The organism is Enterococcus sp. AMC1157, assembly GCF_058216555.1.
The window spans coordinates 2,352,161-2,368,498 of record NZ_CM177099.1 but is presented as its reverse complement, the minus strand read 5'-3'; the positions used below and the strand labels follow the sequence as shown (position 1 = coordinate 2,368,498).

At 36.5% G+C, this 16,338-nt stretch carries 17 protein-coding genes and 1 other annotated feature; of the genes, 3 read left to right on the top strand and 14 right to left on the bottom strand.

The features are described from left to right. Window positions 1-2: 2 nt before the first annotated feature. Entirely contained in the window at window positions 3-620 is a 618-nt protein-coding gene (locus tag AC4BBX_RS11550; protein ID WP_490453969.1) for an AAA family ATPase, read from the bottom strand. A 40-nt stretch (window positions 621-660) separates the two neighbouring features. Between AC4BBX_RS11550 and AC4BBX_RS11545 the strand changes: the two genes are divergently transcribed. Next, window positions 661-1,356, top strand: a complete 696-nt coding sequence (locus AC4BBX_RS11545; RefSeq protein ID WP_490453968.1) for a MurR/RpiR family transcriptional regulator — start codon at window positions 661-663, stop codon at window positions 1,354-1,356. Window positions 1,357-1,529: 173 nt separating this feature from the next. Here the strand turns inward: AC4BBX_RS11545 and AC4BBX_RS11540 are convergent, their stop codons facing one another. Continuing rightward, the gene (locus tag AC4BBX_RS11540) at window positions 1,530-1,958 is read right to left on the bottom strand and encodes a hypothetical protein (protein WP_490453967.1); all 429 of its coding nucleotides are present in this window, start codon (window positions 1,956-1,958) and stop codon (window positions 1,530-1,532) included. Between the two features lie 42 nt (window positions 1,959-2,000). On the opposite strand from AC4BBX_RS11540, the gene AC4BBX_RS11535 reads away from it, so the two are divergent. Then, window positions 2,001-2,132, top strand: a complete 132-nt coding sequence (locus tag AC4BBX_RS11535; RefSeq protein WP_490453966.1) for a hypothetical protein — start codon at window positions 2,001-2,003, stop codon at window positions 2,130-2,132. 135 nt (window positions 2,133-2,267) lie between these two features. Here AC4BBX_RS11535 and AC4BBX_RS11530 read toward each other — a convergent pair whose 3' ends face one another. From AC4BBX_RS11530 to AC4BBX_RS11520, 3 genes are read right to left on the bottom strand one after another with little or no spacing between them, the layout of a single operon-like run. Further along, window positions 2,268-2,573, bottom strand: a complete 306-nt coding sequence (locus AC4BBX_RS11530; protein ID WP_490453965.1) for a rhodanese-like domain-containing protein — start codon at window positions 2,571-2,573, stop codon at window positions 2,268-2,270. Continuing rightward, on the bottom strand, window positions 2,566-4,215 hold the full coding sequence (locus AC4BBX_RS11525; protein ID WP_490453964.1) for an FAD-dependent oxidoreductase: 1,650 nt from the start codon (window positions 4,213-4,215) through the stop codon (window positions 2,566-2,568). The genes AC4BBX_RS11530 and AC4BBX_RS11525 overlap by 8 nt, the downstream gene beginning before the upstream one ends. 1 nt (window position 4,216) lies before the next feature. Further along, on the bottom strand, window positions 4,217-4,531 hold the full coding sequence (locus tag AC4BBX_RS11520) for a rhodanese-like domain-containing protein (RefSeq protein WP_490453963.1): 315 nt from the start codon (window positions 4,529-4,531) through the stop codon (window positions 4,217-4,219). Window positions 4,532-4,682: 151 nt separating this feature from the next. Between AC4BBX_RS11520 and AC4BBX_RS11515 the strand changes: the two genes are divergently transcribed. Next, a complete protein-coding gene (locus AC4BBX_RS11515) occupies window positions 4,683-4,943 on the top strand; it encodes a metal-sensitive transcriptional regulator (RefSeq protein WP_490453962.1) in 261 nt (86 codons plus the stop codon). 219 nt (window positions 4,944-5,162) lie between these two features. Here the strand turns inward: AC4BBX_RS11515 and AC4BBX_RS11510 are convergent, their stop codons facing one another. The 9 genes from AC4BBX_RS11510 to glpK form a co-directional block, all read right to left on the bottom strand. Then, window positions 5,163-5,828: an HAD family hydrolase gene (locus AC4BBX_RS11510; protein ID WP_490453961.1), complete on the bottom strand. Its 666-nt coding sequence runs from the start codon at window positions 5,826-5,828 to the stop codon at window positions 5,163-5,165. 89 nt (window positions 5,829-5,917) lie between these two features. After that, window positions 5,918-7,432 (bottom strand): DUF1846 domain-containing protein, encoded by a 1,515-nt coding sequence (locus AC4BBX_RS11505; protein WP_490455809.1) that lies wholly within the window; start codon window positions 7,430-7,432, stop codon window positions 5,918-5,920. 264 nt (window positions 7,433-7,696) lie between these two features. After that, complete coding sequence (locus AC4BBX_RS11500) at window positions 7,697-9,010, bottom strand: FAD-binding oxidoreductase (RefSeq protein WP_490453960.1); 1,314 nt, start codon at window positions 9,008-9,010, stop codon at window positions 7,697-7,699. Window positions 9,011-9,128: 118 nt separating this feature from the next. Next, window positions 9,129-9,788 carry a methionine ABC transporter permease gene (locus AC4BBX_RS11495; RefSeq protein WP_490453959.1) on the bottom strand — a complete coding sequence of 220 codons (660 nt, stop codon included), beginning with the start codon at window positions 9,786-9,788 and terminating at the stop codon, window positions 9,129-9,131. Between the two features lies 1 nt (window position 9,789). After that, entirely contained in the window at window positions 9,790-10,809 is a 1,020-nt protein-coding gene (locus AC4BBX_RS11490) for a methionine ABC transporter ATP-binding protein (RefSeq protein WP_490453958.1), read from the bottom strand. Window positions 10,810-10,816: 7 nt separating this feature from the next. Then, the gene (locus AC4BBX_RS11485; protein ID WP_490453957.1) at window positions 10,817-11,668 is read right to left on the bottom strand and encodes a MetQ/NlpA family ABC transporter substrate-binding protein; all 852 of its coding nucleotides are present in this window, start codon (window positions 11,666-11,668) and stop codon (window positions 10,817-10,819) included. 61 nt (window positions 11,669-11,729) lie between these two features. Continuing rightward, window positions 11,730-11,976: a binding site (T-box leader), on the bottom strand. Between the two features lie 275 nt (window positions 11,977-12,251). After that, window positions 12,252-12,968, bottom strand: a complete 717-nt coding sequence (locus AC4BBX_RS11480; RefSeq protein ID WP_490453956.1) for an MIP/aquaporin family protein — start codon at window positions 12,966-12,968, stop codon at window positions 12,252-12,254. Between the two features lie 2 nt (window positions 12,969-12,970). Then, the gene (gene glpO / locus AC4BBX_RS11475) at window positions 12,971-14,791 is read right to left on the bottom strand and encodes a type 1 glycerol-3-phosphate oxidase (protein ID WP_490453955.1); all 1,821 of its coding nucleotides are present in this window, start codon (window positions 14,789-14,791) and stop codon (window positions 12,971-12,973) included. 18 nt (window positions 14,792-14,809) lie between these two features. Then, on the bottom strand, window positions 14,810-16,315 hold the full coding sequence (glpK, locus tag AC4BBX_RS11470) for a glycerol kinase GlpK (RefSeq protein ID WP_490453954.1): 1,506 nt from the start codon (window positions 16,313-16,315) through the stop codon (window positions 14,810-14,812). Window positions 16,316-16,338: the final 23 nt, after the last annotated feature.

Genomic DNA, 16,338 nt, shown 5'->3' with positions numbered 1-16,338 from the left:
AATTAAACCTGCCAAGAATTAAATTGAAAAGCTGTTTCCACTTGATTATTTGGATCGTATTCCTTCAAAATTTCTGCGTATTGTTCCTTGAAATCATTATCAACTTCCGCTTGAGGGTATACCTTACTAGCTTCATTTAAGAAATGATTCGAATCTCTCCCCATTTCTAAGCCACGAGTTGTATGTTTATCTAACGCATATTCTGGGATTTCCGGAACATACCCCATTGCAAAACTTTTGATCATAATGTTTTTTAATAAGTCTGACGAACGATCTTTTTCAGAGTTACATAAATAACGAATTGCATGAATGATATACATCAATCGATCGGATTCATTGTATTGAAACTCTTTACGCATTTGATTCAAATTATTAATCATAATTGCAGCTTGTGGGTTTCCCATGCCAATATCTTCTACTGAAATTGCTAATAATCGACGCCACAATTTTTCTTCAAACTGAGGGGAAGTAATGTACATTTCATAAGCAAATTCACAAGCTGCTTTCTCATAACCACGACGAATTGACTTTTGTAATGCTGAAATCACTTCATCTCCTGCTAACCCATTACGAGTTGTTGTTCTTGCCCAAGGATCTTGAATATTTTTTTTGTTTTCCATGTTATAATTCTCCTATCAAATAAAATGAGGTGATTCATGTATGAATGTGCAAATGCTCATAGAGAAGTACCAATTGAGTGACGCTGAAGCCAATGCTTTACGGTTTATGGAAGCGACGATTACGCCTTCGAAAAAAATTGGTATTCGTGAAGTCGCTAAACATACTTATGTTTCTACAGCAACTATTGTAAACATGTCTAAAAAGCTAGGATTTTCCGGTTACAGTGATTTAGTCTTTTCTTTCCAAAATCAACCTGCTCCACAGACTCTTTCTACGGAATTGATTACAAAAGAAGAATATCAACAATTTGCACAATTATTAAAAAAATACCAAAATAAACGAATTATGATTCTTGCTTCAGGATTTTCACAAAATTTGGCAAATTATTTTTCTGAATTTCTCAATCTACACGGCTTTCGAGCAACGGCTAACAGTCATTTAGAATTATTGCGTCCGTCTACTGAGAGTGAAGCTTTAATCATTCTCATCTCTCATTCAGGAGAAACACAAAGACTAGTAGAATTGTCCGTTATTGCTGATAAACATCAAATTGATATCATTGCTTTTGTGGGCGAATCTCAATCTAAAATTGGACAGTTAGCAACTTTGGCCATTAGTACAAATACGTTTAGCACGAAAGGTTTTCATAAATTTGCTCCAAATCTTTTCTTCGGCACAGCTTTAAATCAATTTGAGCTACTTATGAGCCATACACTTCAAACACTATTTGAATAATAATACAATTACATTATAATTTTTAATTTTTAGTTTGTACGCATATAACGAGTTTTATAAACATGTTCAATCTTTTTTTAACATGTTTATAACGAAAACACGAACATTAATCCAAAATTAATTATTTAGAACAAAAAATATCTGAATTCTCCAATTAGAGATTTCAGATATTTTTATGAAAACTTTTGAACTTGATTTTTTAGCTCTATCTTTACTTTTTCTGGTACTTGGATTAATTCCATATCTTTTCCTAAAAATAATAACCAATTCGCTATTTCTTCCACTATTTCTGTTTGAGAATCGTCAACAAAGGTTTCTAACCTCACAGTTGTTTGAAAGGGATTGGTGAATGCTAAAGTTAGTTTAAATGGATGGTATTTTCTAAATTGACTAATTGCTTGCGGACCCAAATTTATAATTAAATTATTCTCACGATTCCTACGATTTATCTTTTTTATTTTATTATTGGTCCAAGCAGTTCCTTGATATAGTTGAATATCTATCAGATCATCCACAGGTAGTATATGCTTCTCTTCTTCATTTAGATTGATTCCTTCGATAAACCAAGTTCTTTTTTCTTGATATAAATGTAAGATATACATGGAAATTATTCTACAGAAGAACTAGAAAATACGCTAACAGGAATGGCTTTTGGTCAAGCCTTGATGGAAGTTCAAGACTGTCACTATGTAGGTGGCCCAAATGCTGCTGTCAGTATGGGTCAAAAAGAAGGCAAATACTTTGGCGAAATGTGGATCCCAGTAGTCGCTAAATAATTAAAATAGACTGTGACATAAGCCGTTTAACAAAAAAATATCCGAACAATAGCAGATTGCTCCTAGATTTAGAGGCATCATCTATCTTGTTTGGATATTTTTTCTTGTTTTATCTATGTCAATCAGTTACAGATTTCATTCTGGGAATGCTAACTCCCCAGACCAAGCGATTGTTCCACCCAACACATTGCTGACTTCAAATCCTTGTTCGGCTAAAAATTGACAAGCTAGTTCAGAGCGTTTACCTGATTGACAAATCACATAATATTCATCCTCATCAGCTAGGCTTACATAGTCCTCATCCAATCGACTGAGTGGATAATTTTTAGCATTCGGAACATGTCCAGCTTGAAACTCCTCCACTTCCCGAACATCAATAATCGCTAATTTCTTTTGTTTATTTAATGCTTCAAAATCATTCATTGATACAGAATTATACATATTCAATTTCCTCCGGCAAAATAGTTTGATACAAGGCAAAGGCTCCGTCCAGATTTTTCACTTTGAAACCTGCTTGTTTTAGAATTCTCTCCGCAATATAACTTCGTAAACCACTATGACAACTAACAATATACTCTTTATTTAAATCTAGTTCTGTTATGCGACAACGAAGCTCATCTAATGGTATATGAAGCGAATTTTGTAATCTTCCTTGTGCTAATTCTCTCGTATTACGAACATCTAGCAATCGTTTTCCCATTAATAATTCATCTTTTAACTCATACCACTGAACTGAGTCGCTCAAACCTTCTGCAATATTTATTGCTGCATACCCAATCATATTCACTGGATCTTTAGCTGAACTAAAAGGTGGTGCATAAGTCAATTCTAACTCAGGTAAATCAAAAATAGTAAGATTCCCCTTAATTGCAGTGGCTATAATGTCGATTCGTTTATCCACACCTTTTTCACCAATCCCTTGAGCCCCATAAATTTCACCAGTCTTTTCATTAAAAATCAATTTTAATGTAATATCCGTTGCCCCAGGAAAATAACTAGCATGATCTTTCCCTGTGATATGAACAACTTGTGGATTCCTACCTGCTAATTTTGCTGCTCGTTCACTTAAACCCGTTGATGCAGCTGACAAATCAAACACTCTGACAATTGCAGTACCAATGCTTCCGATATTTTTTCGATTCAATCCAGCAATTACATCGGCCACTTGTCGCCCTTGACGATTAGCTGGTGAAGCTAAAGAAATCAGGGCATCCGATCCAGTAATTTGCTGCTTAACAACAATTGCATCCCCTACTGCATAAATATCCTCTTGACTTGTTTGATAGTATTCATCAACGACAATTCCACCGCGAAGCCCTGTTTCCAAGTCTGCGTCCACGGCCAACTGATTTTCAGGTTGGACACCTACAGAGAGCAACGTCACATCTGAATACAGTACTTGCCCATCTTCTAAAATGACTTTTTTCCCTTCATTTTCAAAGCGCACAGCTGATTGCGAAGTAATGACTCTAATCCCTTTTTCTACCAGCTCTTTTTCAACGAAAGCTGCCATTTCTTCATCTAAAGGTGGCAAAACTTGTGGCGCTTTTTCTACAATGGTTACGTCCAAACCTTTTTTATAAAGATTTTCCGCCATTTCTAAACCGATAAAACCTGCACCAATGACAACTACTTTTTTTGTCTCTTCGGTCAATTGATTCATCAAACTATCCAAATCAGGAATATTTCTTAAGGTATGGACATTCTTCGTCTCTGATAATCCTTCAATAAGTGGTACGAATGGTTTCGCGCCTGGTGACAAAATCAATTTGTCATAACTTTCGATAATTTCATTGCCCTTTTGTTGAACGATTACTTGATGTTTTTCTGGTAAAATCTTAATGACTTCACTGAAAGGTCGCACATCTAAATTAAATCTGCTTTGTAGTGCTTCTGGTGTCTGCACGATTAATTGCTCACGATTAGCAATTTCACCGGACACATGGTAGGGTAGTCCACAGTTAGCGAAACTAACAAAAGGCCCCTTTTCCAAAATAATAATTTCGGCGTCTTCCATTAAACGACGTAAACGTGTCGCTGCAGACATTCCTCCTGCTACGCCTCCCACAATCACAATTTTCATCCTATTTTCCTCCCCTAATTTGACCATCCCATTGATTCATACCCCCATGGATATTTATCACATTGTATCCCTTTTGTTTCAGGATTTTCGCTGCTTTTTTGCTACGCACACCCGATTGACAAATCACATAAATCTCCCTATCTTTCTCTTGATAATTCTTAATCGTATTGAGAGGTACATTTTTAGCTTGACGAATATGCCCACCACGAAATTCAGACGGGGATCGTACATCTAAAATCTTAATATCATTTGATAATTGTTTCTGTAATTGATTTGTTGAAATTGACGGTACTCGATTATATAAAAATTTAAACATAATTTTCTCCCTTCTTATTATACCTTACGGGGTATATTAAACTATGAAAAAATCCTCTTGTCAAGAGAATCGTTCTATTCTTTTTGATTGACTAACATACCCTATTCAGGTATATTTCAATCAAGAACACTTTTAGAAAGTAGGCGACATCATGCGAGAAGAACAAAAAAAAGTCCTCAATCGCTTGCGTAGAGCAGAAGGGCAAATTCGTGGCATTCAAAAAATGATTGAAGATGAAAAAGAATGTGTGGATGTGATTACCCAATTAAGTGCCGTTCGTTCAAGTATCGATCGCGTAATGGGCATGATTATGGCAGAAAATTTAAAAAATTGCTTTGTAAACCCTGAAACAAATGCTGATGAGCAAGCTGCTAAATTAGAACAAGCAATTAGTATGATTGTAAAAAAATAAAAGAGTCTGCACCATAAGTCACTTAACCACAAAATACCCGAACAAAAAAGACTACCTCCGAGAGTCTCTTGATTCTCGGAAGTCAATTCACTTGGAATAGTGAAAGTCAAATTTTCGTTCGGGTATTTTTCATCATATACTCTGCCCTGATATGCAAATATCTCTCACAGTGAAGCGTCCAGTTTGCTGCGAATAATAAGACGTATCTTACAACTCTTTTTATTTTATCAGTTGATGAAGTCGCAAATCCGTATAATCATCAATCACAAGATCTACAAATTCGATATTTTCTAGTGCTTGACGATTATCATTAGTTGTTACGGCAATAATTTTATCTGCTTTTGCATTAAAAGCTCCTTGTAAGCCAATCGGTGAATCTTCAAAAACCCACATTTCTTCTGGATTAATTCCGACATTGATTGCTGCTTGAACATAATAGTCTGGTGCAGGTTTGCTCGCCAATGTGCCGTCATTATAAACCACTTTTGACAAATCAAACCAACGAGACAAACCAAATAGTTCGAAATAAAACTCAACATTGCTTTTTGGTGAAGCCGTCGCAATATTGATTGCAATATTCTGCTCTTTTAAATAATCAAAAAACTCCATTGCCCCTTTGATTAGTTGGGGATTTTTTTCTTTTAGTAGCAATTCACGGTAAACTGCTTCTTTTTCTTCAGAATATTTTTCGCTCTCAGCTACTGTTAATTCTTTTTCTAAAAATGTTTCCATAATCAGATGATTGGTTCTCCCATGAATGGAATGAAATTCTTCATCGGTAATTTCTCTATTTAACAACTCTTGAATATAGTTTCGCCACGCTACTTCATGGATATCCGTGTCACTAAGTAATGTCCCATTAAAATCAAAAACAATGCCTTTCAAACGATCCCCTCCTCTTTCTTCTATCTTATCTTACTCAGATTCAGTTTTAAAGAAAAGAAGAACTGACACCGGTCAATTCTTCTTTTTTATTAAACATAAAATAAGTTTTTAGATGGATAAACAGGGTCACAGGTAAAGGAAATTCCTAAACTACGCAAAATTTGTTCATCATCTTTATTTAAAATCACTGTCGAATGCGCTTGAGCCTCTTTTAGTTCAGTTAATTTATCATAAGCTAATTGTGCGGTTGGATTGGTCACTGCACTAATTGATAAAGCAATCAAGATTTCTGAAGTATTTAATGAGGTCAGACGTCCCGATAGTTCATCAGCTTTCAATTTTTTAATCGGTTCTAAAATATTAGGAGATAACAATAAGATATCGTCACTAATATTTGCTAGTTTCTTAATGGCATTTAAAATAACCGATGCACTGGCATCCATCAACTTAGAAGCGCGTCCGGTAACAATTTCTCCATCTGCTAATTCTAAAGCAACGACTGCTGGCATAAACTCTTGATCCCAATCGTCTCGTAATTTTAATTCCTCTGCATATTCTCTGGCAGGTTTAACGCTAGGACGATCTTCTGGTCGTAGAGACACTTCTTCCATGATAATTTGACTACGTTTTAAGGTGTCTATATCCGTTAACCCTTTTTTATAATTACATTCCGTATCAAAATAACGACGAATAATTTCTTGTTTAGAAGCTTCTTGAACCACTTCGTCATCGGTAATTCCATAACCTACACGATTGACTCCCATGTCAGTTGGTGAATTAAATTCGGCATCACGTCCAGTAATCCGTTCAATCGTTCTTTTGATAATTGGGAAAGACTCCAAATCACGATTGTAATTCACCGCTACTTCTCCATAATAATCATAATGGAAGGAATCAATCATATTGACATCTTTCAAATCAACCGTTGCTGCTTCATAGGCAATGTTTAATGGATGTCTTAAAGGAACATTCCACACAGGAAACGTCTCAAATTTAGAATAACCTGCTGAATGTCCGGATTGGCTCTCATGATACAGTTGGTTTAAACAAGTCGCTAACTTACCACTTCCTGCACCCGGTCCAGTAACCACGACAATCGGCTTCGTTGTTGGGATAAATTCATTGCGACCAAATCCTTCATCGCTAACAATCTTATCCACATTAATTGGGTAGCCTTCGATTTCTCGATGAGTAAAGACCTTGATACCACGTTGTTGAAGTTTATTCATAAAGATTTTTGTTGAAGGTTGACCATTGTAGCGAGTAATCACGACACTATTAACTGAAAGCTCGTAATCACTTAATTCATCAATCAAGCGCATAATATCCATGTCATACGTAATACCATAATCCCCACGAATCTTATTACGTTCAATATCTCCTGCAAATACGCAAATAATAATCTCTGTTTGATCTTTTAATTTGTGTAGCAATTTGATTTTTGCATCTTGATCAAAGCCTGGTAACACTCTTTTGGCGTGCATATCACCAATCAATTTTCCACCAAATTCTAAATACAGTTTATCGTAATTGTTCACGCGTTCCAAAATATATTTTGATTGCTCGTCAATATATTTTTGGGGATCAAAACCAATTTTTCTCAACATTCTTCGACTCCTCTTAATCAAATAAACTTTTTCTCTTGTTCTATTCAATCAGAAATCAATCAAATATACAACCGATTTTTGTGATTTCTGGAAAAGAATCCTCCACTGCTTTTCTCCTTTAATTTGAATAGGAATAAAAAAGACTCTGACCATAAGTACTTACACAATAACATATCCGAATAAAAGCAGATTGCATGGCATTCATGCTACTCTTTAGGATAAGTTTGTCTGGTTCTTACTTATGTCAAAGTCTTATTTGATTTATTCAATGGAAAAAATTTTCCCAGGATTTAAGCGTAAATGAGGATCTAAAGCTTTTTTGATAGCTTCCATTGTGGCTAAGGTGACTGAATCTGTATTTTTTAAGAAAAATTCTTTTTTTAAGAGACCAATCCCATGTTCAGCAGAAGGTAAACCTTTCACACTCGCAATATATTGATACATTTCATCTAAATAACCATGTAAAGCAACTTGCCATTCTTCATCGGATAATTGCTCTCGCATCACGCAGACATGGATATTCCCATCTCCAGCATGTCCAAAAAACACTCCATTTAAATGATAACGACTAGCTAACTCTTTCATAAATTGAATTGTTCCAGTGATTTGATTCACTGGCACGACGATATCCAATGGTTCTTGTTGAGTGACAGCCTCAACTCCTGAAACAATCCCGCCTCGTAAGTGCCATACATTAACGGCTTCCTCCTCATTTAAAAAATGAATTTTTGCAGTTGGTAACAAGTTTTGCAAAGCTAGCTGTTGATTCTCAATTGATTCAATTGAATCGCCATCCAAAGTAATTAATAAAAAAGCGGCTCCTTCAACATTTGGAAAGGTTTGTTGCAACAAGCTTTCTGCAAATTGAATTCCTTGACGTTCAAAAAATTCTAAGGTCGTTGGTTGCAGAGTGGAGGACAAGATTTGGAAAACGGTTGGTGCTAAGTCATCCAAAGTTTTAAAGCCAATTAATAAGCTTTGTTCAAAACTAGGGCGCGCTACAAGCTTGAGCTGTAATTTAGTAATAATGCCCAGAGTTCCTTCCGAACCGATGAATAAATCTTTTAAATCATAACCAGAACTAGACTTACGATTTAGCCCGCCGACATCCATGACTTCTCCTGAAGCTAGAACTACTTCCAAGCCACGAATATTGTCACGCGTGACCCCATATTTAATTGCTCGCATGCCGCCTGCATTTGTCGCTACCGTTCCACCAATACTTGCTGCCTTCTCTCCTGGATCAGGAGCATAAAAATAAGGAGTAGCTGCTAAAAAAATTTGAAGCTCAGTTAAGGTAACTCCTGCTTCAACAGTTAAAGTCATCGTTTCTTCATCTAATTCCAGAATACGATTCATTTTCTTTAGACTAAGGAAAGTTTCATTACCACTCGGAAAGGTTGCACCTGTCAAGCCTGTAAAGCTTCCAATTGTAATCAAAGGTTGAGTAGGTTCATTTTTTACACAAGCTACTACTTCTTCTAAATTGGAAGGAAAGCAAATGCCACGGGCAGCTCCAATTTCACCAGTTACTTTGTTTACCAAATATTCCTTTGGCACTACTTGAATGTCCATGCTACTCCTCCTTATTTTTTTAGTTTATTAAGCTAATTCGGTTTAAAGTAATTCCATTTGATGCTTTTTCCCCCATACCATCCTACTAGCTACGACTGGTAAAGGAGATTGGTATTCTTTATTTAGTGAAATGTCGTGCAAATAAATCTCCCAGCCATTGAATGATTTGAACAATCACAATTAACAACACAATAATAATGACTAGAATACCTGTCTCGTAGCGGAAATAGCCATATTGAATCGCCATGTCTCCAATACCACCCGCACCAATTGTTCCAACCATAGCTGAATAACCTAGTAAGCTGATAATCGTTAAAACTAATCCTCGAATCAAAGATGGCAAACTCTCTGGTAAAATGACATCGCGGATAATTTGTATCATGGTCGCTCCAGTAGCGACACTCGCTTCTAGAATACCCGAATTAATTTCTGCAAAGGAACTTTCTGCCACCCGTGCATAAAAAGGGATTGCTGCCACTGATAGAGCGATAGCTCCTCCTGTAGGTGTATAGGGATCCCCAATTAATAGAGTCAAAATTGGAATTAACGTAACTAATAGAATTAAAAAGGGTAAAGAACGCAAAGCATTCACAAGAAAACTAACAATTTTATGCAACAGTTCATGACGATTAAATAAAGGGCTGTTAGCCAAAAATAACAATAATCCAATGAGGGTTCCAAAAAGAACTCCGATTAAAGTTGAAACACTCACCATATAGAAGGTGTCCCACAAGGCTTTTGGTAAATGATTTTGTAAAATCTGTAATGTCTCTTCCATGTTAGCCCTCCGTTAACTTTCTAATCGAATGTACATTGGCTGTCAGCTTTGCAATTGCCTGATCTACCTCAGTCGCTTCACCCGTTAAGTACACATATAAAATTCCGATAACATTATGCTGAATATATTCAATCTTTCCGTGAATAATACTAATTGATACGGCAAATTCTTTGGAAACATTCGATATTAAAGGTTCTAAGGTATTGTCTCCTTGATATCTTAATTCCAAAAGCTCACCTTCATTCAGTTCAGCAAAAATCTCTGCTGGTAAGGAAAGATTTAAATAGCGTCCAACTAATTTCTGAGTTACTCCTTGTTTTGGATCACTAAAAATTTGATACGTTGGACCTTCTTCAACAATTCGGCCATTTTCCATTACTGCCATCCGATGAAACAAACGCTTGGCAACTTCTAACTCATGGGTAATGAAGACAATCGTAATTTTTAGTTCAGAGTTAATTCGTTCCAAAATACGTAAAATTTCTTCAGTTGTTTCTACATCTAAAGCGCTTGTCGCTTCATCACAAAGCAAAATTTCTGGATTATTGGCAAGTGCCCGTGCAATCCCGATACGTTGCTTTTGTCCCCCGGAAAGATTATTTGGATATTCGTCATGTTTGCTTTCTAAATCAACCAATTTTAATAGCTCTTGAATTCTGGCAGTGCGTTTTTCTTTAGGGTAATGACCGGCTTTTAAAGCAAACTCAATATTTTCTGCAATGGTTCGATTTTGAATCAAATTAAAATGTTGAAAAATCATACCAATTTTTTGACGCATTCCTCTCAGAGATTCACCCTTTAAGGTTGTGATCTCTGCTCCATCAATTTTGATACTTCCTTTAGTTGGTGGCTGTAAGAGATTTAGTGTCCGGATGAGTGTGCTTTTACCCGCACCGCTCAACCCAACAATTCCATAAATTTCGCCAGCTTCAATCTGTAAATGCACATCCTCCACCGCTTGGAATGTTTGTTTTTTCTGACGAAATGCTACAGAAAGATTTTGAATTTCAATCTTTGCCATTTTTCACTTACTCCGTCCAGAAGGCTGGCTTGTCAAAATCTTTAAAGGCGGATTCAGCGATGGCGTCTTTAAATTCTTGACCTTCTAATACTTCTAAAATAGCTTGGGCAAAATCAGAATCCTTGTCTTCTGTACGTACAGCAACAATATTCTTATAATCTTCTTTCAATGCCTCTAAAGCTAAAGCATCTGCTGGATCTAACTCAGCTGCCCAAGAAAAGTTCCCTGGTACTAAAGCGATTGTTACCGTATCTAATGAACGAGCTAGTTGTGCTGCATCCAAAGGTTTAAATTCTAAATCTTTAGGATTTTCTGCAATATCATCAACAGTTGCTTTTGTTTCATCAACAGCATCGCCAAGTGTGATTAGTTGATTCACTTCTAATAATTGTAGTGTCCGCGCTAAGTTTGATCCGTCATTGGCAATCGAGACCATATCACCATCTGTCAACTCATCTAAATTTGAAATTTTATCAGAATAAATTCCCATTCCTAGTGTGGGTACTTTTTCTAAAGCTGTTAGGTCTAGATTATTGTCAGCTGAGAATTTTTCTAAATAAGCTGTATGCTGGAAAAGATTCGCATCAATTTGTCCTCCACTCAAAGCTTGATTCGGTTGGACATAATCATTAAATACCTTGGTAGTTAGCTTATAACCTTTTTCTTCTAGCAATGGAGAAATCACTTCTGTAACCATATCTCCATATGGTCCGGGTGCTACACCAACAACTTTTTCTTCGATGTTAGCAGTTTCCGCCTCTGAAGAATTAACTGTTGTATCTTCCCCACCACAGGCTGCTAAAAATGTAATTGCTGCAATACTTAAAATTCCAAAACCAATTTTTTTCAAATTTTTCATTATTATTTTCCCCCTTTTTTAACAGAATCACGTAGAAAAAGCCCACGCTCTTTTCGAAATCGAAAAGGACGAGAGCCATAGCTTCGTGTTACCACCTTTGTTTGTTAATCCTTCACAGAACTAACCTCTATCAGTACATTTGATAAAGATACTGAGATGCTGTATCGGGCATACCCGTTGATTGCTAACTTTCGCTCACAATCAAATGCTCAAAGACCATTTTCCAAATCTCATCCTTTACTTCTTCCCACCAACCGAAGCTCTCTTAAAAATTCTTAGATTTGTACTTTTCTTTTCTACGCATTCTGTTATTAAAAGTAATATAAAGTAATTAGATTGCTTTGTCAACAATTGATAAGAATTTGCACCATTATCCATGACTATTTGTAATAAAAATAAATTGGAAACGGAAACATCTCGAACGAAAGTAAAATAAATCTCCTTATTATGTGATTCATTCGAAAATCTCTTCATAATTTTTGAATGTCCGTTTTTTTGTCACATATTTTTTCTCATTTCAAATCAAAAAAGGCAATTTCACAATTAATATTGTAAAGTCGCCTTTTTATCCATCATCTTATCATTAAATTGGCAATACATTAAACACTAAGGCTGCAAGTGCTCCACCGATAATTGGACCAACGATTGGAATCCAGCTGTAGCCCCAATCGGATGTACCTTTATTTTTGATTGGTAAGAATTGATGCGCCAAACGAGGGCCTAAATCACGGGCTGGATTAATTGCATATCCTGTTGGTCCTCCTAAAGATAGTCCGATTGCCAAAATTAAGATTCCTACAACCATTGGATTTGTTCCATCCGCAAATGGTGTTTCACCAAAAGCTAACAAGGCAAAGATTAATAAGAAGGTACCAATCACTTCAGTTACAACATTAGCGGTTAAATTACGAATTGCAGGACCGGTAGCAAAAGTTCCTAAAATTGCCCCTTGATCTTTTGTTTCTTCCCAATGAGGTAAGTAAGTTAGCCAAACTAAAGTTGCACCTAGAACAGCACCTAAAAGTTGCGCAATCATAAATGGTACCACTAAATGCCAAGCAAAATTACCTGCTACTGCCATACCAATAGTTACTGCTGGATTCAAATGTGCAGGTCCCATAAAGCTAGATGCATATACGGCAATTGTTACCGCGGCTGCCCAGCCCATAGCAATCACAATCCATCCCGAAGCTTGGGCTTTACTTTTTTCTAAATTGACTGCTGCACAAACCCCACTACCTAATAAAATTAAGACCGCTGTTCCTAAAAACTCACTAAAAATCTGCGTCATGTCATTCATCGTCAAATCTCCTCTTTTAATGTTTTCAAATCAGATTCTGCAATTACTGCTTCTAAGTTAGCTTGTTGATTCTTTCTTTCTGCATCTGTCCATTGGAAAAATTCACTCATTTTATTCAAGACAGGTTCTTTAATAGCATCTACTTCATCTCGGATAAATAAAATGAAATTGGTACGGCGCATAAAATAATCCGCTGGAGTTAATACTGCTTCTTCATTTAAAGCATAATTTAATGAGAAACTATCTCGTACCGATAAACCCATTATTGGCTCATCGTAACTTAATACTTTTGATAAATTCGAACCATACAAATTAGCTAAATACAGTGCATCTTTGTGACTCAAGCCTTTATCTTCCGCTAGTTTGGCTAATTGTTCCAATTCCTCATCTACATTCTGATAATCGATTTTTCCACCTGATACAGGATAAGCAGTAGAATCAATTAAAATGTAGTTTTTTTGAATTTTTTTCATTAACAATTCTTGGATTTTTTTTAATGCCCCTTCAGCCATTAAACGATAGTCGGTAATCTTTCCACCTGCTAATGTCAACAAACCATCTGCAGAGATATCCAAACTACTGCCACGAGAAACTTGAGAAGGGTTAACAGCATTATCAATAGACGACTCTACTTCACTAATCGCTGTTTCAACGTCTTGTCTGGTATCAGGATTTACTAAGTATTTTTCCACGGCTGAAACTAAATTTTGGAAACTTTCTTCGGTAATTGATCCGTTGTTGCCACCATTATAATCAGAACCACCATTCCCAGAAATTAATGGTCGTAAACCTGCCCAACTAGATTCGATATCAGCTAATGTTAACTTCACTTTTGGAAAACGTTCGTTAACAATTTCGAGTAGGTAGTCCACATCACTTTGTTCCACTGTTGGATGACTTAATTCTCCTTGATAGTCTGTGTCAGTTGTTCCAAAATAAGTTTTCTCCTCACGTGGAACAACAAAAACCATTCGTCCATCATTTTTTCCCGTGTCAAAATAGGTTGGTTGAGGAACACTTAATTTACTTTGATCTACCACTAAATGGACGCCTTTGGTTGGACGCATTTGTGGAGGCAAATCATTTTTACTGTCCAACTGGCGAACTTTGTCTGACCAAGGACCTGTAGTATTAATAACTACGTGGGCATGAATCGTAAAAATTTCTCCTGTCAGTAAGTCTTCCACCTTAGCACCTTTTGCTTGTCCGTTGTCATCATGTAAAATTTCCACAACTTTGGCACGAGAAATCATCAAACCACCATCTGTTTGTGCTTGCTTGATATTTTCGATGACTAAACGAGCATCATTGTTACGAAAATCAAGATACACACCGCCACCTTGGAGATTTTCCGAGCTTAATTGTGGTTCTCTTTCTAGAACCTCTTCTTTAGTTAACATATAATTGGCATATTTTGTTCCCGTTACACCTGCTAATTGATCGTATAAATCCATTGCTATTTTTACAGAAAAAAGAGTAAAGGTCGCGCCAGGTTCATCATAAATCGGCAATAACATTGGGTCTGGCTTAGGAATATGAGGAGCAATTTTTTGAACATTTGCTCGTTCTTGGACTGTATCCGCTACCACTTCAACGTCAAATGTTTTCAGATAGCGAATGCCACCATGCACCAGTTTAGTGGACCTAGAAGAAGTACCTTCCGCAAAGTCCTGCATTTCTACTAAAGCGGTTTGCATACCTGCAGCGGCGGCTTGAACAGCCACCCCTGCACCAGTAATCCCTCCACCTATCACTAGAAGATCCAATGTTGTTTCTTGGGCTTTTTGAATATTGTTACTTCTTGTTTTAAATGAAAAGGTCATCTTTGTTCCTTCTTTCTATTATTTGCGAGGCTTAAATGCTTGCGTTGCTTTGACAGCACTTTGCCAGTTTCTATATAATTTTTCTCTTTCGTCTTCTGACATTTCGGGATTTAAAATTTCGCCTTCTTCTAACATTGACTTTAATTCATCCAAATCTTTCCAGAAACCAACTGCTAAACCAGCTAAGTAAGCTGCGCCTAAGGCTGTTGTTTCGAGATTAGCTGCAATTTGCACAGGTGTGTTTAAAATATCTGCTTGGAATTGCATCAATAAACGATTCTTAGCTGCACCACCATCAACTTTTAACAATGGGATATCAATACCTGAATCTTTTTTCATCGTATCTAACACATCTCTTGCTTGATAAGCAATTGATTGTAATGTCGCTTTAACAAAATCTTCCTTAGTTGTTCCACGAGTTAAACCAAATACAGCACCACGAGCATCGGAATCCCAATGAGGAGCACCTAAACCTGTAAAGGCTGGAACAACATAAACTTCATTGTCGCCACTTGCTTGCCCAGCAATTTCTTCTGATTCTGGAGAAGTTTCAATCATTCTTAAACCATCACGTAACCATTGAATCGCCGAACCAGCAACAAAAATACTTCCTTCTAAGGCATAGTAAATTTTTCCATTAATACCATAACCAATCGTAGTCAATAAATTATTTTCTGATAATTGTGGTTTTTCACCCGTATTCATGACAATAAATGAACCTGTTCCATAAGTATTCTTAACCATTCCTGGTTCAAAGGCCATTTGTCCAAATAAGGCTGCTTGTTGATCTCCAGCCATCCCTGAAATTGGTACTTTACTTCCATAGAAATGATAAGATTTAGTATGTCCATATACTTCAGAGTTACTTTTTACTTCTGGTAACATCGCTTTAGGAATGTTTAAGAGATTCAATATTTCTTCATCCCAAGCCAATTCATGAATATTGTATAGCATTGTGCGGCTAGCATTCGAATAATCCGTTACATGATTGCCACCATCACTTAATTTCCAAACTAACCAAGAATCAATCGTGCCAAATAATAATTCGCCTTTTTCTGCACGTTCTTGCGCTCCTTCGACATGATCTAAAATCCAACGAACTTTTGTTGCTGAGAAGTAGGCATCTACGACTAAACCAGTTTTTTGATGAATCATTTCTTTGTGGCCGTCTTTGACTAATTGATCAGCAATCTCTGCAGATTGACGAGACTGCCAAACAATCGCATTGTGAATGGGACGACCTGTTTCTTTTTCCCAAACAACCGTTGTTTCTCGTTGATTGGTAATTCCGATACCCGCTACTTGCTCTGGACGAATTCCCGATTCGATAAAAGCACCGGCAATTACTGATTGGACAGAATTCCAAATTTCATTGGCATTGTGCTCTACCCAGCCTGATTGTGGGAAGTATTGGGTAAATTCTTTTTGTGAAGATCCTACATTGTTCCCTTTTTTATCAAATAAAATTGCTCTTGAACTTGTTGTTCCTTGATCAATCGCCATAATGTATTGTTTTTGTGTCATGTTTCTCTCTCCTTTGATAACGT